The following is a 22,913-nucleotide window of genomic DNA, read 5'->3' as shown; positions in this document are numbered from 1 at the left end:
TTATGAGTCCTTCTATGCCCTGATTAGCCAGGTGACCTTCGGGGTATGGCAGAAGTAGGAACGGAGCAATTTGTGGAGGCAGAGCGTATTGCTCGGATTCTAAACGCCTATCTCCAAAAGGCAGAAGATGCTTTTCAGCGACGGATCAGCTCTCAGGGATTGGTGCTGACGGGGGAAATGCTGAGCTCATTCCGGCAATACGCAGCTGAGCGGGCCGAGGGCTATGTGGAGGCAAAGCTGGGCATGGTTGGGTACGTTCGCATCAAGGATTTAAAGTCGCTGAATTACACCCGAACGCCACCTCTCCGGGCCATTATGGACTTCGTGGAAAAGGTTGGGGTGAGCAAGTTTGCCTACGTGCCAGGCTACCCACAGGGCGTACAGCCTGGTAGCGAAGCCAAAACCATCGAGCGCATTGCCTGGGGCATCAAAATGAATATGCAGCGTAACCCGAACGTAAAACGGGGCTACCGGGGCATCTATGCTGATCCGCTGCTAAGCGAGGTACTGCCCAACCTTTTCCGTGATCTGACCGACGATACCAACCGCACCGTGATGCTCGGTGTGAAACAACTCTTTAGCCAATTCTGATATGGCCATTAATTTAAACGAAGAAGCCACCCTTACCCTTAAGGCCAACACCCGCGATATCGCTAATGAGATCGCGGTGCTGGATACCCGAGCCCAGACGCTCAAGAACACCCTGAAGGAGATTGAAAAAACGGGGGCAGGCAAAGGCTCGGAAGAGTGGAAAAAGTACCGGGCAGAATTGACCCAGGTGAACGCGGAGCTGGCCAAAACGCGCAAGGAAACTGACCTGACCAAACTGACCTACGGACAACTGGGTAACCTTGTTCAGGCGCTCAATAAAGACCTGAAAGCGTTGGTGCCAGGTACACAGGCCTTCGTTGATGCCACCAAGCGGTTAAACGATGCCAAGACACGCCTGGCCGACGTAGGGAAGCAGGTCAACAATATCAACACGGAGAGTACTGCCCTGGGGCAACCAACACGCTGGCAACGTATAACGAGCGGGGTGGGTACGATGACAAATGCGTTCAGAGCATTCATGGCCCTTCAGGTCATAAGCTACATTGTCAGTGGTTTTACGGCGATTATCAGCAAGTTTATGCAGTTCGAGGATGCTGCGCAGGATTTGTCAGCCATCACCGGGCTCACTGGTAAAGACCTCGAATATCTGAAAGACCAGGCAAAAAAGACGGGGCCGCAGTTCGGTATGACAGCGGCCGAGATGCTGGATGCCTATAAGTTAATGGCATCTGCCAAGCCTGAATTATTGGCCCAGAAAGAACTACTGGCGGCAACGACGAATGAGGCGATTATTCTAGCAAAGGCAGGTAAGATTGACCTGACGAGCGCAGCCAAAGTAACGGCTGAGTCTCTCAATCAGTGGGGATTGAAAGCTGATCAGGCCAGGCGGTTTGTAAACGTGATGGCAGCAGGTGCCAAAGAAGGAGCCGCTGAGATCTCCGATATGAGCAGTGCGTTGAAGGCATCCGGCACAGTAGCTGCTTCGACTAATTTAAGCTTCGAGCAGACCAATGCCGTATTGCAATCGATGTCGGGTATCGCCTTGAAAGGAGAACAGGCAGGTACTATGCTGCGCAACGTGCTCGTCAAACTGCAATCGGGTGCGGCCGACACGAACCCCAAAATCGTTGGCCTGGATAAGGCACTGGCCAACCTGGGCAAGCAGAACCTGAGCACAGCAGAACTGGCCAAAAAGTTTGGTACAGAGAACCTGATTGCGGCCCAGCACATCATTACCCACCGGGAGGAAATTGGTAGTCTGACCACCAAAATGACCGGTACCAATACCGCTTACGATCAGGCCAAAACCAACATGAATACCTTGTCGGAAAGCTGGAAGAAAGGGACTGCCATCGTGACCGGGTTGGCCGTGACCATCGGGGAGAAGCTGGCACCTTACGTGAAGCAGGCGATCGAGTTCTTTGTCGAAATGGCCGAAAATATTGAAGTCAACTCCGGTGTATTCGATACGTTTTCCGGCATTCTGGGTGATGTCTGGGATGTGTTCAAGACGTTGGTCAGTCTGATTTTTCCAAGGTTCACTGCCGGAGCGACAACCATTCGAGGGGTGATGCAGGGGGTAGCGGTGGTGTTTCAGACTATTCTGGTACCAATCCGATTGTTTACGGCTTCACTGGTGGCGCTTCTGGAAGCTTTTCATGCCGTGGGCTCCGGAGCAAAGGGGTTAGTCTTGTTCCTGAAGGGAGACTTTATTGGCGCTGGTCAAGCGTTTGAGGAAACGCGTCAGCATGGTGTGAAAATCAAAGAGACGTTCAGTAAAGCGTTCACCGATATTGGTAATGGCTATAAACGGGCATTTGCTGATAAACCCAAAGAAGTACTTCCTGCGGCCGTAAAAGCTAACCAGGAAACAAGTGCGGCCGTTGAAGGGGCAATTACCAAAGAAAACGATAAAGGGCTCAAGGAACGGGAAAAACAAGCGGAGAAAGCCCGTAAGAAAGAGCAGGCCGACCACAAAAAGCAACTGGAAGATGTTGGCAAGGCTAACCAGAAGGCAATTGAGGATCTGCACAAGCTGGAGGCCGATGCGCACATTGCCAGCATTCAGGATGAGCAGAAGCGCGAACTGACCAAAATTCTGGCAAAACATGATCTGGCCGTTGAGGAGATCATGCGGGGTATTCAGGATGAGAAACTGAAGAATCAGCAGATTGCTTTCCTGGATGCACAACTGCAGGGCGAGGTAACCAAACTGAATGCAGACCATGCCGAGAAGCGCCGAAAGAAGTCGGAAGATGAGGAGAAAGCCCGACTGGAGACCCAGAAAAACATTCTGGAACAGGAGCGCCTGGCCGAAAACGCACTGCTCGACTGGAAGGAGATCAATGCGAAGGGCAACGCCGTAAAGCTGGCAGCGATTCACCAGGAGCGGCTCACGATCAACTACCGGGCAACGGTTGAAAAACTCAACGCCGAGGAAGCATCGGAGAAGGCTAAGGCCACCCGAGAAATTGCCGATAAAGAGCAACTGGACCGGGCTATTACGGCCATTGAAGCCAGGTATGACAACGAACAGTTGCTGGCTACGGCAAAGAATGCCCAGGAAAAAGCCAAGATTGAGGAGGAGTTACGAGCCAAGAAAAAGGCCATCTGGGGCGATGTAAGCAGTGCTTTCGGGGCGTTGCTGAAGGGCGACATGAGCGCCTTTCTGGACCACGCCGATAAGCTGGTCAAGGGTGAGAAGTCGGCGATGCAGAAGAAACTGCAGGCCAACCAGGAGACCTATGCAGCGATCGGGGCCATGGCCAGTCAGGCTGTGCAGTTTCTGGCTGACCTGGCGAAGGCCAAAGCTGACAAGGCGATTGCCCAGATCCAGCGGGAGCGCGATGCCAACGTGGCCGCACTGAACAGTAAAGTGGCCGAAGAGCAGGCCGCGATCGACAAGATTGAATCGGATAAGCAGCGGATCAAGTCGGAAAGTGACGCTAAAATTGAGATGCTCCGGACGACGTCGGAGCAGACGATATCGAACCTGGAGAATCAGTATCGGCAGCTGAGCTCATCGGAAGAAAAAGCCAAACTGAATGACCAGTTGCAGGGCTACCGGGATAATGCCGACGGGAAGACCGAAGCAGCCAGACAGGCCGCTGAAGACGCGATTGAGGCGGCTCAGCTGGAAGCGAAGGAAACCATTGATGCAGCCCAGAAAACGGAAGCTGCGGCCATTAAGTCGGCCAATAACGAGAAGGAGCAAAAGATCGATGCGGCCGAGGCAACTCGGGATGCTGAGATTGCCAGCATCAACAAACGGACTGACATTGACCAGGCAACGCGTAAAACGTTGCTGGCCGAAGCCAAAGCGGCATTTGACCTGGCTAAAAGGCAGGCAACGGAAGAGGCTGACCACAAGATTGTGGAAGCGAAAGCTGAGGCTAAAACGAAGACCGATCTGGCGAAAGCCACCCAGAAAACAAAGACTGAACTGGCCAATGATCAGCGGGATGCCGAACTGAAGGCCATTACTGCCATTAAGAATGGGGACGATAAAGCTGCCAAAGAGATACTGGCCAGGGCGAAGTCGGATGCCAAAGAGAAGATTGCGCTGGCCAAGGATGAAGCCACCAAAAAGATCGACGAAGCCGAGCGTGAAAAGCGCGAAAAGCTGAAGAAAGTGGAGGCTGAAAAAGCCACCCGGATTGCCAACCAGAAAGATTTGAACCGGGCCATTGAGCAGGAGCAGGCCAGGGCCAAAACGAAAGAGGCAGCCGAAAAACGTAAAGCCTGGGAAGCGCAGAAGAAGGCCGATACTACCAGTGCGTTGATAACCGGTGCTTTATCGGTGATCAAAGCACTGGCATCGGGTTTCTGGCCGGTTAACCTGGTGTTTGCGGCCATGGCAGCGGTGATGACCGGGGTGCAGGTAGCCAAGATCAGAAGCCAGCCTGCACCGCAGTTCCGGGATGGGGGTAGTTTCATTCCGGAGGGTGGCCGGCACGGCTCTACTTACGGATCTGGAGGTATGGCAATCGTGGACCGGCAGACTGGCCGGGAGCAGGGTGAAATGGAAGGTGGTGAGGCTATTATCAGCCGGGAGCAGACCAGGGCAAACCTGCCCATTATTCACAGGATGTTTGCCAACGCCAGAACGCCAGGGCGACGCTCGACGCCGGTGGATCGGGACGTGATGGGCAGGCCTGCGGGTTTCCGCGACGGAGGGGTGTTCTCTGGCCTGAGTGGCTCGATGTACGTCTATGGCGGGGTGATACCCAAACCGCGCAGACGATACGACGACGGGGGCATTATGGACGACGCCGGTGGCGATTCGAGTGGTGGGGTTTCTGATGGCAGTGACGGAATCGGAGCCGCCAACGACGACTACGAAGAATCGAAGAAGCAGTTTGGCCAACAGATCAAAGCGCTCGAGGAAATTAAAGCAGCGGTGGTGCAGGCTAATGCTGATAACCGGGCATCGCTGAATGCGCTGGCCTGGGGCCTGAGTAATCAGAATGCCCAGCTGCGCACTGACCTGATGGGGGCCATCGGCACGATGAGCAAGGATGTGCAGCAGACGATTACGACCACCAGTACCGGCCTGAGAACATCGCTGGCGCTATTGGTATTGCGTCAGCAAACCGACAACAAAGAGGTGGTGGCGGCGCTGCAGCTAGGCTTTGGACTGTTGCAGCGATCGCAGGATTCGGCCACTAAAAGTAGTGCTAACAGCATGGCTATGCTGGCCTTGAACATGAACGTGGGGATGATGCGCCTGAGCGATAACATGACTGCAGGGCTGACGCAGCTGAGGTTATCGACTGCTCTGGAGTTACGGCAATCGGCTAGTCGCGGTGAGGTGGCCATGAGCAATCTGGGGAGCCTGATGTATTGGGGCATGACCGACCTGGCCAGCCGAACTGAGCGAAGCCAGGCAATGGTGGCTGAGGTAACCAGGACCGGCCTGCGGCAGTCGGCCGATCGGATGGCGGGGGCTACCGACAACATGGCCAACGAGGTGCGAGGCCTGCGCTGGAGCATTAATGCGGTGGAGGGTGCGGTCTGGGCCAACCGCCAGGCTACCCAGAGTGTGGAAGGCGCGATCTGGGGTAGCAACCAGCAGGGCAGGCTCGATGCATTGATTGCCACGATGAGTGTTTTTGGGAAAAAATAGGCGGGCAGATTCCGGGCAAATAAGTATTTTCGGGGGTTCTAAACCTACCGTAACAATGAAACCACTTTTCTCTAAAAATTATGTTGAAGACGCTGACGTTGTCGGTTCCAAAGTATCTGCAGAAGTTTCTGGTTGGTGAGTATTCAGGCGAAGAGAACCGCATCCACGTTGAGAAGTGGAGCCAGCTGGGCAGCCTGATTGATTTAGTGTCGCGATCGTATCCATTTCCCCTGCCGATTCAACAGGTGCGGGGTACGAGCATCCAGATTACGTATTACTGCCGGGAGAAAAGTTATGATATCCCGCCTGACAAATACCCCGCGCTGGTGAGGAGCATGGACGAGTTGTTCAGGCGGGCGATGATCTGCGAAGTGCGGAAAGTACACGAAATGGCGGGTGGTGCCTATGGGCCCTACGTGCGCTCGTTTTTGGACCGCTATGACATCACGGCCGACGTGGATTGCGACTTTGAGACTATGCGAAAGATCTATCGGGACTATTTGGCCCGAAATGATCGAAAAAACACAAAAAACTTATGCGCAAAAAGTCCGGCTGTAGCCTAAAAAGTCCGGTTTTTACCTGAAATGTCCGCTCTGTGCGTAAAAAGTCCGGGCTGTTAGCCATCGAAAACCCCACTGATTTACTGTCAGTGGGGTTTTTTCATTTATTCGACTACTCAAAAGGGCGGGGATTGAGTCCTTTCGGTGGGCTATTGAGGTAGGTAGTTTTGATACCAAGATGGTACAGACAACGACGTTTAACGGCATTGGAGGAGGCGAGGTAAACCTGGGCTACATAGCCGAGTTCTGGCTGATCGATGTGCGCGACGTGCTCGATCTGGTAAGCCCGAATCCTGCCTGGGGTGTATATACGATTCCAGCAGGGGGAGTGGCACTGCCAGCGGGTTTAGTACTAACCCATTTCCGGTTTGGTGCCAAGGCCTGCACCGCCGATGTTGGCATCAGCCGTACGGAGGCTGGCATTGCCTACTCGGTGACTGTTACGGGTAACATGCCCAAACCCGACATGCGCCTGCTGGGCTGGCTACTGTTGAATACTCGACGCCGGTGGCTGGTGATCTACCGCGATCGCAACGGAGTGCTGTGGCTGGGTGGGAAACCGGACCAGGGCTGGCGGCTAAGCTGGAAACATGGCACGGCCGATCGGAACGCGCTGGAACTGGCCGTTACGGGCCTGAACACGAGCCCACCTTTCCAACTGGCGGAGCCGACACTGGAGGCGATGTTTCCGACGCCTGAATTTGATCTCTCATTTGACTTATCGTTTACCAGCTAATGGCTACTCCGAATACACCTGCCCAGACGAAGGCTCGTTTGCGCGAAAATCTTTTGCCACAGCCTGGCGATCTACCGCGCAAGAATTCAGCTGCGGTAGTGGTTGAAGGGCTGGAGGAGATGATCGACATGCTGTCGGTCAATACCTGGGCACCCATGTTCGGCCTGGTAGCTGACGGGCAGCGGCTGGTACTACGAGTTATTGACTGGACTGGTGGTATTGGACCAAAGCCAGACACAGGTATCTACCTGGGATCAACCGGCTACGTAACGCTTCTAAATGAGGCGATCGACATTTCGGGCACCAACGGCTGGACGCCTGTTTTGCGTGGTGTGCTGACAGCTGCCCCAGCGGGTACGTTCGTGGAAGGGTATGTTCTACAGGTAACTGACTGGGCAGGGGGCGAGGGAGTCAAACCTGCGACCGGCCAATACGTCGGCATGGGTGGATTGGTATCAACCACAGGGCAGGCGATCAATATTCGTGGTTCATCCTGGCACGCCGGTAATGGCGTTCCGGTTGCTCAGGCTGGGGGCGGGCCAGGTATATACGGCGATATTTACCTGGACTACGACACGGGCAACGTATACCGGGCACAGTCACCCTCTGGTAGCTCATGGACGCTGAAGGGCAATATTAAAGGGCCACAGGGTATACAGGGGCCAATTGGCCTATCGGCACCCAACATTGTGCTGACCAATGCCAACGTGTCGACAGCCTACGGTATCGATATGTCGCTCTGTGACAATCTGTTTGTTTACATCACACTTACGGGCAACACGACGCTGACGCTAACTAATGTGGCAGCAGGGCGATGCGTGTATCTGCGGGTAGTGCAGGGTGGAGCAGGCAACTTTACGCTCACCTTTCCGGCATCGGTTACGTTCCCTGGTTCGGCGGCAGTTGACTGGCACACTACGGCGGGTAAGGTGAATGTTTTTGCTTTGGTAGCGGCCAGCCCGACGATCGTTGACGCAACCTACTATAAGCAATAGGGTTATGCAAAAGATACTAACGATCACGCCAGGTCAGGTGGCAAACTACTCGTTTGTTGCGGTGGGTTGGGAAGATGGGGCGCTGGCCAGTTATGCCGTACTGGCTGCGCTTGTTACGCCTGGCAACGAACGGCTCACCCTACTTACTGAAGGCAGTGGTGTTCTGCGAACCATTCGGGATGATGGGAGTGCGGGCTTTCTTCTGACTTTCTCGCCTACCCAGACCGCCAGCATTGTACACGGTACCAGGCTGGTTATATCCCTCCGGAAAACGGGGCAGACTCCCTTCCAAATCGAAATGCCACTACGGCGTATGACAAACCTGATTGCCTAGCTATGAGCAATACCCACAGATTGATTAGTTGCGAAACCGGGCAGCCCGTTCTGGTAATGGAGGTAACGGACAAGGTAGTCGAGATCGATACTTCGACTGTTGAAGCAGCACTTGCTGCCATGGTAGAGGTGCAGGCAGACATAACAGCCAGGCAGGCAGCGGTGCTGACCAGTGAAGTAAATGCACTGGCCAGTGCTAACAACGCATCGGGTAGTGCGGATAACGCCCAAAATAGCGCCAACAACGCAGCAGCAGCGGCCCTGAACCGTACGATTAACGCCGGATCTGTAAGTACTGCCTACAACGTCGATCTGGCACCAGCTGACAACACTCTGTTGCTTGTGACCCTAACAGGTAACACAACGTTGACCATCAACAACGCAGTGGCGGGTAAGACCCTGACTATGCTGGTGACACAGGGTGGAGCGGGAAGCTTCACGTTGGCACTGCCAGCAGCCTGCCGTACTCCAGGCGGGACGGTAATTGACTGGAACACCACACCGGCTTCGGTAAACCTTTTTAATATGATTTGTGCCTCAGCGACCTACATCGCCACGACCTACGTAAAACTATGATACGAGCCATACAGGGGTTAGTAGGCCAGTTTACACCTTCGCTGAATCTGGATTTTTTAAAAGGTGTAATGCCCACTGGCTTAACGTTTACGCGCTTGGGTACGGCTACTCGGGTGAATGAGCTTGGAAACATCGAAGTCGTATCGGCCAACGTGCCGAGATTCGATTATAATCCCAGTACGCTCCAGTGTCAAGGGCTGTTGGTCGAGGAAAGCAGAACGAATCTGGTGCGTAACTCGTCGGCATCTGGTGCAGTAGCAGGTACACCAGGAACGCGACCTACTTTCTGGGGACTGGCACAGGGGTACGGGGGCACAAATGGGAACACTTACCCACTAACTGTAGCCAGTGAAATAGGTATTCCGTGTATCGATATGTCCGTAAGCGGTACAGCCATAGGAGCCAACTCCCTGCTATTTGACTTTGATACAGGCCGCTATCCTGTTTCATCCGGTCAACAACTCAGCTTTTCGGTGTGGTTGAAGTTGATTAGCGGGGCAACGGGCAATAATCTCTGTAACTTTCAATACACGTTCTTCGATAGTGGCGGCAACTCGCTAGGTGTAACCACATCAGCAAACAGTCCGCTTACCTCTACGCTGACAAGGGTTTCGTTTACCTCGATTGTAGCGCCAGTAGGGTCAGCTACTTGCCGGGTATGGCTACAATTACCCGGCGCTGTTCCTGGAAACGCCTACAACTTCACGCTGCGTATAGGTGCGCCACAAGCGGAAACAGGAGCCTTTCCTTCATCATGGATACCTACAAACAACGCAGCAGTAACCAGGGGTGCGGACAACTGTTACTATCCAATCGGTAGCTGGTTCAATGCCCAGCAAGGTACATTAGTAACAGAGACATTATGCCAGTATGCGGCAGGTACTCAGGTTATCGCCTCAATAGGAACCGGCACGACCAATTCAATGAACATTCGGCAGCGGGCAACGCCTGACGTATTTGGCCAGTTCCGCAGTCAGTTCTTAGGTAACAGCGGCGACACAAATATTATAGCCAATGCCCTTAATACGATCAACAGGTTTTCGCTAAGCTACTCATCAGGGAGTAGTATTACATTTAATAGTGGTAACCAGTTTCGCACTGGCTCGGCTACTTATCTGGCATCCTTCTCCTCTGTGTATACCCAGTTAGGTGTAGGGCGATACGCGGAGCCAAACGGCTGGTATAATGGCTACATACGATCTGTTCGATACTGGCCTAATCAACTTTATAATTCCTATAGTCAATCAATCACCCAATAATCATCATGGTAACTCTCGAATTGAACAGCGCTGAAAAGTGGCGCAAAGCATGGTCGTACTTCACGCCCGAACAGATTGCCGGTTTTGTGGAATCGGGTGATCTGAGCATGGATTTTGAAGCCACTACCAATCAAAGCGTTGTGTATCGAACGTATTCAGGCACAGCCAGTCTACGCGTGATCTATCGAGCATTTGGCGAGGTAGTGTCACCACCTGAAGCTGGTTGGCAAACCTTTAATTTGGCTCCGGCTACAGCTTATATGGTCACTGGCCTGATTCTGCAACAGGAGCCAGCGGTGTTGGCGGCGCTGATTGCCATGAACGGCGGCTCGATGCCTGATATTAAGGAACCGATTGTGCCGGTGATCATCGTGCCTGACCCGGTTGTGGAAGAGCCAGCTGAGGAAGAGCCTACCGAGCCAGAAGCAGCGGGCGAAGAAACCGAATAACTCTGATGCAGTTTATTAGCAGCAAACAGACAAACTATGATCTGATTGTGTATCTGAGCAGTGAAACGCCGAAACGGGATCAGTTTCTGGTGGGGGAAGAGGTAGCGGTTGAACTCTTTGACGGCCGGGTGGTGGTTATTCCGTTCGGCTTTATGACCGACGCGCACAGCACACCGGTCTGGCTACATTCGCTACTGCCTCACTTCGACAGCAGGACCAATTTGGCAGCGATTGTTCATGATTACCTGTACATTCATTTTGAGGTGTTTACGCGTGAGCGTAGGCTTACTGACTGGATGGAAGACCAGATTGATGGCGGCGATCGCAAATTTGCGGACGATGCCTATCTGGCCCTAATGGAGCAGATGGCTCCCGGCCACTGGCGCAACAAAGTCTATTACCGAGCTGTGCGAATGTTCGGTTGGGTGAACTGGAACAGATTTCGGGACGAAGCGATTAAGTAGATTCGATAAAGTACATTATACGGTGGGTACCAAAAGGCTCCGGGCAATGCTCGGGGTCTTTTTTTTGGCCTAAAAACGTCCTTTATGGCAAGTTGATGTGGTGAGTATTTCGTAGCGTCATTAAACCGCTACGGCGATCGCATGCAATCCATCAACTTCTCTGGCCTCTGGTATCTGAACGAATCGTTTGCTCAGCGTATGCAGGGCATCATTGTTCCCAGGCTCAATGCCGGGATGGACGCGATACCGGGCTACCTGATCAAGCAGCATCCTGCGCTTGCGATGAGCGATCGGGACTCGCCACGACCACGTGCAGGTACGTCTGAATACTACCAGTATTTCGCGAATGTGTACACCGAGAGTTCGGTGTGTGTGGTGCCTATGATTGGAGCCATGAGCCGGTATGGGGAGTGTAATTGGGGCACTGAGGACCTGGGCGGTATTCTGAAAGCAGCTGATAAACTGAATTCGGTACGAGCGCACTTGCTTAAGAGTGACGGACCAGGGGGCACCGTCGACGGTACCGGGCCACTGGCCGACATCATTGCAGGTCTGACCAAACCAGTGGTGGCTTGGACTCCCTATTCAGCATCGGCGCACTACTACGTGATCAGCCAGGCCGACGAGATCTGGATGGAGGACCAGACGGTAAGCGAAGTGGGTAGCATTGGGGTGCTAATGGTCTATGTGGATCAGAGTGCGGCCCTGGCCAAGGCCGGTTATGCGCCAGTCATTTTCCGGGCTGATGGGTCGACCGATAAAGCACTGGTGAATGGTATTGAGCCACTGAGCGATGGCACGAAGGCCGAAATCATAGCGAGCCTAAACGCAGCTCGTCGGGGGTTTGTGGGCGCTGTTCGCCGTGGTAGAGGGCAGCTGCTCAAGAGCGACTCGGTGTTTACGGGCAAAATGTACAGCCCTAAAGATGCGATATCGATGGGGATGGCCGATCGGACAGGTACGTTGGAGCAGGCCATTCGTCGCGCTGCTCAGCTAGGCCGATAATCGGGTCCCGATAATCAAGCAATTTTTTTCACGATTCATATGGTCAAGAACACAATTACGGGGAGCATGCTGGCAAAGCTATTCCCGTCGATGTCGAAGTATTTTCTGGAGAACGCCTCGCAGGAGCAGGTGAACCAGGCCGAGCAGGAAGCGGCTGTGATCCACCAGCAGTTGGAAGCAGCTGAAAAGCCTGGAGCCGCTGCTGATGTAACACCGGAAGCGGTGGTTGCTGCAGTTGGCTCGACGATAGCCGCACTACCGGCGCTGCCCGATCCGAAGGCGGGTGCCCTAGACATAGTGGCCCTGACGAAGCGGGCGACCGATGCGGAGGCCTCGGTGGCTTCGCTGCAAGGTAAGCTGACTGCAGCTGAAGCCGATCGGGACCGGTACAAGGTATGGTATGAGAAGCAGGCAGCGGCGGGTACGTCCACACCGGGTGCCGATGCGTCAACGCGGGAACAGGCTGCTCAGGAGAAGACGCTGAGTGCGGCTGATGCCCATGCACTGAGTTTGCTGAAGCGTAACGGCTAAGGCAAAGCGAATAGGTAGTTAATCACGATTTTTTTAACCAATACGATGGTAGGACCAGTAATTGATTTTACAAACTTCGGTACCGAGCTTTTAAAGACGGTCGAAGACATGGGTGGCAACATTGTCATCATCAACTCGGTGATGAATGGTGTGGCAGCCCTGCGCGATGATTTCGATACAGAGATCATCCGGGACAAAGGGCTGTTGCTCTCGGCCGAGATTCTGGATGCGTTTATGCCTGCAAGCGACACGTTCAGCGGACAGAAGGCGATGACACTGAAGACGCGCACGGCCAGCTTCAACGATGCGGATATCGATCTGAAGATTACGAACGACGATATCAGGAAGGCGTACCGCTCATACCTGGGCTGGGTGCTGGAGAACGGTCGGACAGAAGCGCAGGTACGCGAAAACCCGTTCGGGCTGTTCTTCGTGAACCGGATCATTACCCAACACTTCCAGTTTGCCCGCACGAATACGTCGTGGAAGGGTGTATTTAACCAGGCGGGATCTGGTGCCGGTGCGATCACGGACGGCTTCCTGGTGAAAATGACTGCGGGCCGGGCGGTTGGTGGTGATATCGCAGCCAATCATGTGTTTACGGCAGCGGCCTCGATCACAGATGTGAACGCGTATGACCAGGTAAATGGGGTGGCGCAACTGGTGGTGGACACGCGGCCTGATTTGCTGGCCATGCCGATGAACTTCTACGTGAGCCAGGTGAACTACGACCGGTACTGCCGAGCTCGCCGGGCGGCATTCCCGACGTTTGTTGGTCCGGGCGAGAAGCCACGTACGCTCGACGAGCGCAGTAACATCACGTTTGTGATCGATCAAGGTTTGGCAGGCAAAGACACCATGGCGGTGACGCCGAAGCAGAACCTGAAGTTCATTGCCAACGAGGCACCAGGGGTGTATTCGATCAATGTGGTTCGCCAGGCGAAGCACTGGGAAATCAGTATCAGGGTATCGCTTGGTTTTGACTACGCATCGCCTGAGCTGCTTTTCCTGAATAACAAGGTTTAATCCTGACGGTCAGCTTTCTTAACCAAAAAGAGCTGAACGTTACTGGAATTGAGTGAAGTGATTTTTTAAAGACAGCTAATTGATATGAAGTATTTCAAAGTTTTGATGGGCCTGGCGCTGGTGCTGCTGGCCGGATTGGTAGCAAGTGCTACCGATAATGTATTGCTGGGTGTGGCCACGATTCCGGCTACCACGTACCTGGTACAAGTCACGACGGGCTTCTCGTTGTTTTCGGCCGAAGGGTTAGCCTTTGGGGCATTGACATCCATCAAGCGGCCGGGGCAGGGGATTCCTAACCCTGGTGGTGCTCGCAGACTGTTTTTGGTCCCGATTGATGAGCTCACGGCAGAATGGCCTAAGCGGGCCGATATCACGGCGGGTGAGTTGACCGTTACACCGCCACTCCGGGCCTCGTCGGTAGGGCCACCGGCCGTAACAGCTGGTGCCTTTGTGGAAGTCGATGTGTCGGATGCTTCATTGAAGATTGACCAGGCCTTGAAAGGAGCAAGCGGCTACCAAAGCTGGGAACAGATGCTGGAGGTGAAGATTGCCGGTTTTACAGCCCTTCAGTGTGCGGCGATCGATAAGCTGCTTAACCAGGAGGTTGTGGCCGTTGTGCTGAGCAACGATGGAACGCGGATCGTGGTTGGTACCAGCCTCAATGGCCTGCAGTTTGAGATCACGCACACCTCTGGCGCTAAGGGGTCGGATCGTCGGGAGTGGACGCTGAAGGCAAAGCAGGACGGGTATATGTTCGGCTACCAGCCAATTGCCTCTACGGTGGTCATTGCCGGTATTGTTTAATCATTGATTGAGTTTCACCTGAAGAAGGCTCCTGTTCCGGGTGGAGCAGGAGCCTTTCTCTATTAATAGGCTATATGAAAAAGATAGAATTGATCTGCGCACCTGAGATGAAGTTCTCGCTGGCAGATGAAGTGGTAGCCGCGGCTGATCTGACGATTGAGCAGGCCGAGCAGATTGCCGAGCAGTACCCTGAGCAGTACGTTCGGGTGGTAGTTGAGTCTAAACCAGGTAAAGCGGCTGTGGAAGTCGACAAAAAGTAATGGAGCAATTAGTAAGATTACAGGGATCACTGGACATGGCGCAGATGAAGCATGACGCCATTGGGTCAGAAGCGACAAAGGCTGTGCTCGATGCTGCCCAAACGGCGTATGATGATGCGGTTGCCGCTGAAGAAGCTGCAGCTAACGATAAGAGTGGTGCTATCGTAGATGCATTTGTTAATCTAGGCAAGCAAGCTGCGGCTGGAATTGACAACGTGTTGACCCCCGAAGAGAAAGCAGCTAAAGTGATAGAGGATGCGAAGGCGAAAGCAATTGAAACAACTTTCACAAATCCTGCTACCCAACCGGTTGTTAATTCGATGCTTGCAAATGAATCTGAGCCTACCACTACTGGCCAGGGTGATGCCAATGTATCTGGAACACCTAACGCTGGTCAAGGGACTGGTGATGCTGCCGACTTAGAAAAAAAAAGCGAATAGCGCCTGTAACGGAATCTGTCGACGCTGCGAAAGAGCGACTCACGCTGGAGGCTGAAAGGCTGAATCGTGACGTCGCTCTTTTGAGTAATAGGCTGGGCGACTTTGCCGACGATGATATTGCCGGCCGCAAAGCGATTGTCGACCAGATCCTTGAATTGCGCGAACAGTGGAAGGATGCCAGGTACGAAATGGAGACTGGCCAGCCACGCCGGAAGCAACCTGACGAGAAGCATACCAAGACCACCAATGGGTTAACAGTGGCTGAAATAAAGGTGGAGTTGGGCCGGATCAGGACCAACATCAGCAAGCTGAAGGATAAACTGCAGGAACGGCCCGACCATAAGAAGGCAGGCGAGTGGCAGGCTGACTTGGACAGGTTGATTGGCCTGCGCGAAGCCTACGAAGCGGAAGTGGCCGATCTGAAGTTCGCGGGTTCAGTAAAAAATGAAGAGGGCTAAAAATTGGGGCTTTTACCCGGATGTATCGATGCATTCGGGGAAATAACTAGCGGAACGGTCGATGAGACAGCATAACAAATATTTACAGAAGGTGCAGGAGGAGTTGAGCGTATATCAACGCTACCTGCTGGATGACGGTGTTGAGCTCACACCGACGCAATTTGAAACGTTCGAGAAGATCGATACGGTACGGGCCTGGCTGCGCGAAGGCTACTCTGATCAGCAGGTGCTCTCAATGCTGAAGAATGGCCGATCTATCCAGGACCGCAGAGGTCGGGAGATTCTGGCGCTATCGTACGCGATTTTTGCCGAGTTGCGGAAAGCTCGAGAGAAAGATGGTGTCAAGTATCTGTATGCCGAAATGTTCAAGCAGGCCGCAAAAGAGGCGAAGGACGCCGGTGATTTGCTCAGCTTCGGTATTCTACTGGAGAAAGCAGCAAAGATCGATGGTGCATACGATAAGCAGGAAGCGGCTGATCAGGAGCAGAAGAAAAAGCCGCAGCGGATTGTCATCAAAGTGAAAACGATGAATGTGGTACCGGCTCCGGAGCCAACCCGTCATGTAATCGATACGACCCATGAACTCGGAGAGTAACGAAGATGACGAGTTGGAACTGCTCGTCAATGACAAGCAGGCCGAGTTTCTGTCGGCCGTGACCAGCAAGCACTACAAAATGGCCGGAATGGTGGGTGGCCGTGGATCTGGCAAGTCGATTACATTGTCGGATTTCCTGAAGGTGGCCAGTGAAGAGCTTCCCAAGGCAAAGTGCGGCTGGGGAGTAAAGACGATCAAAAAAGCGAAATCGAAATTAACGCCTGGCTTAAAGGCTGGTTGGCTTCGCTGGCGCTGTTACGAATACGACTTTACAACTAAGCAGGGTGATTACGTGCTCTGGAGAGAGCCACCTTCGCATTTCGACCGGCCGTATGAATCGCCTGACAACTGGGAGAACTGTATTTCGTTTGCGAACGGATTTGTAGTCGAGCTCGAATCGTTCAAACTGGCCAGCGAAGAAAACAGGGGCTCAAATTTTGACCTTTACGTGGTCGACGAAGGATTGAACTTCAAACGTGCCTGGCTGAAAATCGTATTGCCGACGCTCAGGGCCAACGTCGGAAAATTTTCGTCTTTCCTGCACCATACGTTTGCTGTGTTTTCGTCGCCTCCATGGACGCCGGATGGCCAGTGGATGTATGACATTGAGGAGTCGGCCAAAAAGAGCCCGGACAAGTATTACTTCATGGAAGTGAAGACGCGGGATAACCAGGCTTTTCTACCACCTGACTACATCGACGATTTACGGCAGACGTTAACCAAGATGGAATTTGAGGTGGAAGTGGATGGCAAGCGAATTTCCAAGCTGCCCAAAACCTTCTACCCGGCTTTCCGGAGAGAGTTGCACGTGATCATGGACGATGATCTGGAAGACGATATCCCGCTGATGTTAGCAGGCAAGCCGTTTTATAACATCAATGATTACCTGGTAGCCTCATGCGACTTCAACGCTCACTTCACCTCAGCGACCATGTGGCAGGAAGATCCCGAGTGGGGCAGGCTGGTGGAGAACGTGTTTATCAAGAGCGCTGGGGAGTATGAGTCTATGGCCGTTGCCCTAGGGCATGCTATAAACGAGCGCTTTACCAGGCATAAGAAAAAGCGCGTGATTTTGACGGGTGATAGAAACGGCCGCAATAAATCGGCGGGTTCTAATAAGACCATGTATGAGCAGGTCGAGAGCGTTCTGGAGGCTGCAGGCTGGGATGTAGTAGCAGCTGCACTCACGTTCAACCCACCCCATAAGGATAAGCACAATGACATCAACAAGGTACTGGCCGAGCGGGATGGGTGCGAGTGGCGGGTACGTATCGATGAAGAGAAGTGTAAAGCAACAGTGATAAGCATCGAGAACAGCCCGATCGAGACTGACTATAGTAAGGATAAGAGTAGTGAGAGCGCTGACGTCGAACAGGAGCGGGCAACCCACTTGAGTGATACAGTCGACTACTACATCTATCGTCGACTGAAGGTTGGCTTGACACGACCCAGTGACGACTTCGAAATAGATTTTGGTTGAGTGCTGGCCAGGCCAGAATAATAATTAAAAACGCCCACCGGCCTACCCATTTTCAAAAGTGGATTGGTCGATGGGCGTTTCAGCTATTCGGCATTTTTGAAAATGGAAATTTCCAAAATGACAAAGGGCGGGGTCAGAATACAGAAAACCGCGCGAAAAAAGAGATACGATGCCTTTAAATGCCTGTCTATCTGGCAATTCATCGATCAAAAGGGTGCAACTTTTTAGAAAGCATTTGTTTTGATCGCAAAGGCCAGATAAATAATGAGTTACGCTGCTGGAGCGAGTTCACTCCAACTGGTGAGCAGCTTTGCCAGGCGTTCACGTCGCGGCCGCACGTAGTGGCGCAGGCGTTTGGTACTGCGCAGGCCGAGCATGGTGGCCACGTCATCGGCACCGATGAGCATCTCGTTCAACGCCAGATCGGCGAAGGTTTTTCGGGCTATTTTGGTCGACAGGTTGTAAGGTAACTCGACGTGGACAGCGATAAATTTCAGCGAATCGTTGCGCCTCTGGTTGGATTTGGCGGGCAGATCAGCCAGGTCACCACCATACTGAAGCAGTATAGCTACGGCTGGCTCGAGCAGTTTCAAGAAAAACTCCTTGCCGGTCTTCTGGCGTTTGCCGGTGAGCCAGTAGACGTCGGATTGATCACGCTCGATGCGGAACAGTTTGTTGGTGTAATCGCAGTGGTGCATGCCGGTGAAGCAGTTAAAGACAAAGGCATCCCGTTCTGCTGAGAGTGTGTTGGCCGTAATCATATGCATCTTGCCTTCGGCGACCAGGGCATGAAAGTTGAAATCGATCAGGCGTTGCAGTTCGGTAATAGTCAGGTGAGTCGTGTCGGGTTCTTCATCGTTGGACTCGACTACGTATTCTGCGATTGGATTGCGTTTGATCAGTTGCCTGGCACAGCACCACTTCATTACCTGCTTGACAAACTTTAGATGCTTCTCGATGTGAGGGCCTCCAAATTCTTCGACTTCGGATAGATGGAGTTCCAGATCTTCCATGAATTCATCGTTCATGGAAGTTGCGGGCAGCTTATCGCGCTTGATCAGGACCAGGTACTCGTTGATGTTGGCCGCATAATTAGCCTGGATATCGAGTGTCGCCTGACTGATCTTATCCAGCTTGAAGCGTTTTGTCTGGTGTTCGGTGTGAAATAAGACCAGATCTGGAAACGTAAACAAGGTACGTCGGTGTACAATTCCTGCTCCGGGTTGGCCACTGGGGCGATGCTGCAGCTTGAAAAAGTCTTTGATAAGGGCTGCGTTGAGTTCATGACCATCCCGTTCCAGGTTTTCGGTCAGGGTATCGATCCGTTTGGTGAGTTTGGTGAGTTTGATGTTTTGCTCCTGAGCCCAGACGGACTTGCCTTTGAAACACTGATTTTCTTGATCCCATTGGGATTTCTTGCACTGAATGTGGGTTGAGCCTAATTCTTCACGTTGGGCGTTGTAAGTGAGACGCATCTGAAGATTACCTTCTTCTTCGTTTTGGGTGGATTTTCGGAACCAGAATAGGAGAGCCATTCGGTTAATGTTATACATGAGTGTACCATAAATTGTGGAAGATTGATTCCACAAATTGCAGTCCAGTCATATGTTATAATAATCCTATAAAATGCCAGACGTAACCGGAGCTGGTTGACGTAACCTCGGGTGCGACCGAGTTAAAACGGCTTTGTAAAGCCGCTGTGGCGGTTAGGAAAGGGCCAAACGAAAGAACCACGTAGGTTTCTACGTGGTTCGGTCAGTGAATGAATGAGTTGCTTTTCAGCACTTGCAGAGAGAGAGGGATTCGAACCCCCGGACCTGTTACAGTCAGCGGTTTTCAAGACCGCCGCAATCGACCACTCTGCCATCTCTCTGTGTGATTCGATGATGCAAAAGTAGGGTTATTTCTGACATTTGTCAAGCAGGGGCGCGAAAAAAATGGCCCCGAACGGGCAAAAAAGCCTATTTTTGCCCTGTCAAGTCTGGGTCATTTTGGCTTACCGGCTTGATAATGAACGGGTATAACCCACCCGATCAGCTCGTTATCATCTTCCATTTTTCTCCCTTTGTGGTACGCACTGTGAACGCTCCCGAACAACCGCAGACTAGTCTAGATCCCATTCCTACCGTCGAAACCGCCCGCAAACTGGGGGTGCTACCCGAAGAATTTGACCGGATTGTCGCCATCCTCGGCCGTCAGCCCAACTTTACCGAACTCAGCATCTTCTCGGTGATGTGGTCGGAACACTGTTCGTATAAGAACTCCATTATCTGGCTCAAAACGCTTCCCCGCGACTCAGACCGGATGCTGGCCAAAGCCGGTGACGAAAACGCGGGCCTGGTCGATATCGGCGACGGACTGGCCTGTTCGTTCAAGATCGAGTCGCATAACCACCCCTCAGCGCTGGAACCTTATCAGGGTGCCGCAACGGGCGTGGGCGGGATCAACCGCGATATTTTCACGATGGGTGCCCGGCCCATTGCCCAATTGAACTCACTCCGCTTCGGTGATCTGAGCCTGCCCAAAACGCGTCGGCTGCTGCGTGGCGTCGTGAAAGGTATCGGCGACTATGGTAATGCCTTTGGTATTCCCACGGTTGGCGGCGAAATCTATTTCGATGAGTGCTACAACACCAATCCGCTGGTGAACGCGTTCTCGGCGGGTATTGTGGAAGTGGGCAAAAGCGCCAAAGCAACGAGCTACGGCGTTGGTAATCCGGTGTTTATCGTTGGTTCGGCAACGGGAAAAGACGGTATCCACGGCGCCACGTTCGCCTCCGAAGACATCACCGCCGCTTCGACCGACAAGCTGCCTGCCGTGCAGGTGGGTGATCCGTTCATGGAGAAGCTACTGCTCGAAGCCACGCTCGAAATCATTGCCACCGGGTACGTGATCGGTATTCAGGACATGGGCGCGGCCGGTATCATCTGCTCGACCTCCGAAATGAGCGCGAAAGGTGAACACGGTATGATCATCGACCTCGACAAAGTACCGACGCGTCAGCAAAACATGGCGCCGTTCGAGATTCTGCTGTCAGAATCGCAGGAGCGGATGCTGGTGGTGGTCGAAAAAGGTAAAGAGAGCATCATCCAGGGTATTTTCGATAAGTGGGATCTGCACTGCGCCCAAATCGGTGAAGTGACCGCTGCCCCGGAAGATGGCATTGGCCGTCTGCATTTCTACCGTTACGGTAAACTAGTGGCCGACGTACCTGCCCACGACCTGGTGCTGGGTGGAGGTGCACCTCAATATCGCCGCGAATATACCGAGCCTGCCTACATCAAAGAGTTTGCCAAATTCCGCATCGCCAGCGTCGCCGATGTTACAACCGACGAACTGAGCGCGGTGGCTAAACATTTGTTGAGTCACCCAAATATCTGTTCACGGCAGTGGGTATCGCAGCAGTACGATTCAATGGTGGGCACGAGCAACCGTACGACCAACGCACCGTCAGATGCGGCCGTAGTACGGGTGAAAGGCGCGGGTATTCCCAAGTCGGAGAAATCGATCGTCATCACCGTCGATTGCAACAGCCGGTACGTGAACGCTAACCCATATGTAGGCGCGCAAATTGCCGTGGCTGAGGCCTGCCGGAACGTGGTGTGTACGGGTGGCGAGCCGCTGGCCGTGACCAACAACCTGAACTTTGGTAACCCCTACGTACCTGAAGTATACTGGCATTTTGTAGAAGCCGTAAAAGGCATGGGCGAAGCCTGCCGCCGCTTCGAAACGCCGGTGACAGGTGGTAACGTGAGCTTCTACAACCAGTCGTCGGATGACGGACCGGTGTTCCCGACGCCAACGATCGGGATGCTGGGCCTGATGGAAAAGCCCGACAACCGCATGACGCTCAACTTCCGTCAGGCAGGTGATACCATTTACCTGATCGGCTCGTCACAAAACGACATCGCCTCGTCGGAGTACCTGTACTCGTACCGTGGCGTAAAAGCATCGCCAGCCCCTGCGTTCGATATCGATCAGGAACTGACGCTGCAATCGGTCGTGAAGCAGTTGATCACGAAGAAAGTGATTTCATCGGCGCACGATATTTCGGATGGTGGCCTGTTCGTTGCCGTGGCTGAGTCGGCCATGGCCGGCGGTACCGGTTTCGCCATCACAACCGACAGCGACTACCGGAAAGATGCCTACCTGTTCGGCGAAAGCCAGAGCCGCGTCATCGTCTCGGTAACGGCTGACCAACAGGCTGCCTTCGAGCAGTTCATGGAGCACGCCCGTGTAGCCTACAGCAACATTGGTGACGTCACCGCCGCCGATTTCGTTGTCGATGGCCAAACCGTGATTGCCACCGCCGAAGCGTCGGATTTGTACAACAACGCCCTGGGCAAGATCATGGCGTAATTTGCCTTCGGCGTCAGATATGTAGCACCGAAGCTCCAGCTTCGGTAGTAGTAAACAGCTCAATTACTACCGAAGCTGGAGCTTCGGTGCTACTTTCTGATGCAGCGTTATTTTATTGAACTGAGTTATAAGGGCACTGATTTCCACGGCTGGCAGTTTCAGCCGAACGGAATTTCGGTGCAGCAGGTGCTGGAAGAAACGCTGACCAAACGGCTCAGTCAACCGATTTACATTGTTGGCAGCGGCCGCACCGACGCGGGCGTTCATGCCCGGCAGCAGTACGCGCATTTCGAGATAGAGGGTGAACTGCCTGAACATGATCTGCTGGTGCATTCGCTGAACAATATGCTGCCTGACGGTATTGCGATCTATCGAATCTTCCCTGTTGGGCCCACCGATCACGCCCGGTTTTCGGCCAAAGCGCGGTATTACCAATACCACATTCGTCGGCAGAAAAGCGCGTTCCTGCCGAACCAGAGCTACATCTTCCGGCCAACTCTCGATATTCCGCTGATGAACGAAGCGGCTGCACTGCTGTTGACGTATAGCAATTTTAAAAGCTTTAGTAAAGTCCGGACTAACGTAAACCACTACCACTGTAAGCTGATGCGGGCCGAGTGGGAGCAGACCGACGAGTCGCTGATTTTCCATATCAAAGCCGACCGGTTTCTCTACGGCATGGTACGCTGTATCGTCGGTACAATGCTTGATATTGGCCAGCACCGCATGACCCTCGACCAGTTCGAGGCGATCATCCGGGCCGAAGACCGCACGATGGCCAGCCGCGCCGCCCCCGCCAGTGGCTTATTCTTAACCGAAGTAACGTACCCAGACACCGTGCTGACGCGACGGTTTGATAATGGCTAGGTACGTTGCTTGGTCTCAAAATAGAAGGTTGCCACGATA

General features: G+C 53.3%; 22 protein-coding genes and 1 tRNA gene. 21 read left to right on the top strand and 2 right to left on the bottom strand.

The features are described from left to right. Nucleotides 1-45: 45 nt before the first annotated feature. The 19 genes from ACAW87_RS07065 to ACAW87_RS06975 all read left to right on the top strand — a co-directional run bounded on the left by ACAW87_RS07065 (nucleotide 46) and on the right by ACAW87_RS06975 (nucleotide 17,648). Nucleotides 46-591: a hypothetical protein gene (locus ACAW87_RS07065; protein WP_370722561.1), complete on the top strand. Its 546-nt coding sequence runs from the start codon at nucleotides 46-48 to the stop codon at nucleotides 589-591. A 1-nt stretch (nucleotide 592) separates the two neighbouring features. After that, on the top strand, nucleotides 593-5,677 hold the full coding sequence (locus ACAW87_RS07060) for a phage tail tape measure protein (protein WP_370722560.1): 5,085 nt from the start codon (nucleotides 593-595) through the stop codon (nucleotides 5,675-5,677). A gap of 80 nt (nucleotides 5,678-5,757) precedes the next feature. Next, nucleotides 5,758-6,240, top strand: coding sequence for a hypothetical protein (locus ACAW87_RS07055; RefSeq protein WP_370722559.1), 483 nt, complete (start codon nucleotides 5,758-5,760; stop codon nucleotides 6,238-6,240). Between the two features lie 175 nt (nucleotides 6,241-6,415). Next, complete coding sequence (locus tag ACAW87_RS07050; RefSeq protein WP_370722558.1) at nucleotides 6,416-6,973, top strand: hypothetical protein; 558 nt, start codon at nucleotides 6,416-6,418, stop codon at nucleotides 6,971-6,973. Next, nucleotides 6,973-7,968: a hypothetical protein gene (locus ACAW87_RS07045; RefSeq protein ID WP_370722557.1), complete on the top strand. Its 996-nt coding sequence runs from the start codon at nucleotides 6,973-6,975 to the stop codon at nucleotides 7,966-7,968. Before ACAW87_RS07050 ends, ACAW87_RS07045 begins: the two co-directional genes overlap by 1 nt. Nucleotides 7,969-7,972: 4 nt before the next feature. Beyond that, complete coding sequence (locus ACAW87_RS07040) at nucleotides 7,973-8,302, top strand: hypothetical protein (protein WP_370722556.1); 330 nt, start codon at nucleotides 7,973-7,975, stop codon at nucleotides 8,300-8,302. 2 nt (nucleotides 8,303-8,304) lie between these two features. Continuing rightward, the gene (locus tag ACAW87_RS07035; RefSeq protein WP_370722554.1) at nucleotides 8,305-8,877 is read left to right on the top strand and encodes a hypothetical protein; all 573 of its coding nucleotides are present in this window, start codon (nucleotides 8,305-8,307) and stop codon (nucleotides 8,875-8,877) included. Continuing rightward, nucleotides 8,874-10,136 carry a phage head spike fiber domain-containing protein gene (locus ACAW87_RS07030; protein WP_370722552.1) on the top strand — a complete coding sequence of 421 codons (1,263 nt, stop codon included), beginning with the start codon at nucleotides 8,874-8,876 and terminating at the stop codon, nucleotides 10,134-10,136. The genes ACAW87_RS07035 and ACAW87_RS07030 overlap by 4 nt, the downstream gene beginning before the upstream one ends. Before the next feature lie 5 nt (nucleotides 10,137-10,141). Continuing rightward, entirely contained in the window at nucleotides 10,142-10,585 is a 444-nt protein-coding gene (locus tag ACAW87_RS07025; protein ID WP_370722550.1) for a hypothetical protein, read from the top strand. A 5-nt stretch (nucleotides 10,586-10,590) separates the two neighbouring features. Continuing rightward, complete coding sequence (locus ACAW87_RS07020; RefSeq protein WP_370722548.1) at nucleotides 10,591-11,049, top strand: DUF1353 domain-containing protein; 459 nt, start codon at nucleotides 10,591-10,593, stop codon at nucleotides 11,047-11,049. Between the two features lie 141 nt (nucleotides 11,050-11,190). After that, nucleotides 11,191-12,054, top strand: a complete 864-nt coding sequence (locus ACAW87_RS07015) for a S49 family peptidase (RefSeq protein WP_370722547.1) — start codon at nucleotides 11,191-11,193, stop codon at nucleotides 12,052-12,054. Between the two features lie 39 nt (nucleotides 12,055-12,093). After that, entirely contained in the window at nucleotides 12,094-12,585 is a 492-nt protein-coding gene (locus ACAW87_RS07010) for a hypothetical protein (RefSeq protein WP_370722545.1), read from the top strand. A 45-nt stretch (nucleotides 12,586-12,630) separates the two neighbouring features. Then, nucleotides 12,631-13,611, top strand: a complete 981-nt coding sequence (locus ACAW87_RS07005) for a hypothetical protein (protein ID WP_370722543.1) — start codon at nucleotides 12,631-12,633, stop codon at nucleotides 13,609-13,611. Nucleotides 13,612-13,695: 84 nt separating this feature from the next. Continuing rightward, nucleotides 13,696-14,415, top strand: a complete 720-nt coding sequence (locus ACAW87_RS07000; RefSeq protein ID WP_370722541.1) for a hypothetical protein — start codon at nucleotides 13,696-13,698, stop codon at nucleotides 14,413-14,415. A gap of 74 nt (nucleotides 14,416-14,489) precedes the next feature. Further along, nucleotides 14,490-14,675: a hypothetical protein gene (locus ACAW87_RS06995; protein WP_370722539.1), complete on the top strand. Its 186-nt coding sequence runs from the start codon at nucleotides 14,490-14,492 to the stop codon at nucleotides 14,673-14,675. Then, nucleotides 14,675-15,115 (top strand): hypothetical protein, encoded by a 441-nt coding sequence (locus tag ACAW87_RS06990; protein WP_370722537.1) that lies wholly within the window; start codon nucleotides 14,675-14,677, stop codon nucleotides 15,113-15,115. Before ACAW87_RS06995 ends, ACAW87_RS06990 begins: the two co-directional genes overlap by 1 nt. 80 nt (nucleotides 15,116-15,195) lie before the next feature. After that, nucleotides 15,196-15,573: a hypothetical protein gene (locus tag ACAW87_RS06985; protein ID WP_370722536.1), complete on the top strand. Its 378-nt coding sequence runs from the start codon at nucleotides 15,196-15,198 to the stop codon at nucleotides 15,571-15,573. A gap of 61 nt (nucleotides 15,574-15,634) precedes the next feature. After that, nucleotides 15,635-16,168, top strand: a complete 534-nt coding sequence (locus tag ACAW87_RS06980; RefSeq protein ID WP_370722534.1) for a hypothetical protein — start codon at nucleotides 15,635-15,637, stop codon at nucleotides 16,166-16,168. Continuing rightward, the gene (locus ACAW87_RS06975) at nucleotides 16,152-17,648 is read left to right on the top strand and encodes a hypothetical protein (RefSeq protein WP_370722532.1); all 1,497 of its coding nucleotides are present in this window, start codon (nucleotides 16,152-16,154) and stop codon (nucleotides 17,646-17,648) included. Before ACAW87_RS06980 ends, ACAW87_RS06975 begins: the two co-directional genes overlap by 17 nt. 269 nt (nucleotides 17,649-17,917) lie before the next feature. Here the strand turns inward: ACAW87_RS06975 and ACAW87_RS06970 are convergent, their stop codons facing one another. Then, nucleotides 17,918-19,183 carry a site-specific integrase gene (locus tag ACAW87_RS06970; RefSeq protein ID WP_370722530.1) on the bottom strand — a complete coding sequence of 422 codons (1,266 nt, stop codon included), beginning with the start codon at nucleotides 19,181-19,183 and terminating at the stop codon, nucleotides 17,918-17,920. A 253-nt stretch (nucleotides 19,184-19,436) separates the two neighbouring features. Then, nucleotides 19,437-19,521: transfer RNA gene (locus tag ACAW87_RS06965), tRNA-Ser, on the bottom strand. 137 nt (nucleotides 19,522-19,658) lie between these two features. Here ACAW87_RS06965 and purL point away from each other — a divergent pair. Then, nucleotides 19,659-22,007 (top strand): phosphoribosylformylglycinamidine synthase subunit PurL, encoded by a 2,349-nt coding sequence (gene purL, locus ACAW87_RS06960; RefSeq protein ID WP_370722529.1) that lies wholly within the window; start codon nucleotides 19,659-19,661, stop codon nucleotides 22,005-22,007. Nucleotides 22,008-22,106: 99 nt separating this feature from the next. Beyond that, on the top strand, nucleotides 22,107-22,874 hold the full coding sequence (gene truA / locus ACAW87_RS06955; RefSeq protein ID WP_370722527.1) for a tRNA pseudouridine(38-40) synthase TruA: 768 nt from the start codon (nucleotides 22,107-22,109) through the stop codon (nucleotides 22,872-22,874). Nucleotides 22,875-22,913: the final 39 nt, after the last annotated feature.

This window comes from Fibrella aquatica, assembly GCF_041321135.1.
GTDB classification, from domain to species: Bacteria; Bacteroidota; Bacteroidia; order Cytophagales; family Spirosomataceae; genus Fibrella; species Fibrella aquatica.
Note: the sequence above shows the minus strand (reverse complement) of the source record. Positions and strands in the feature narration are given on the sequence as shown.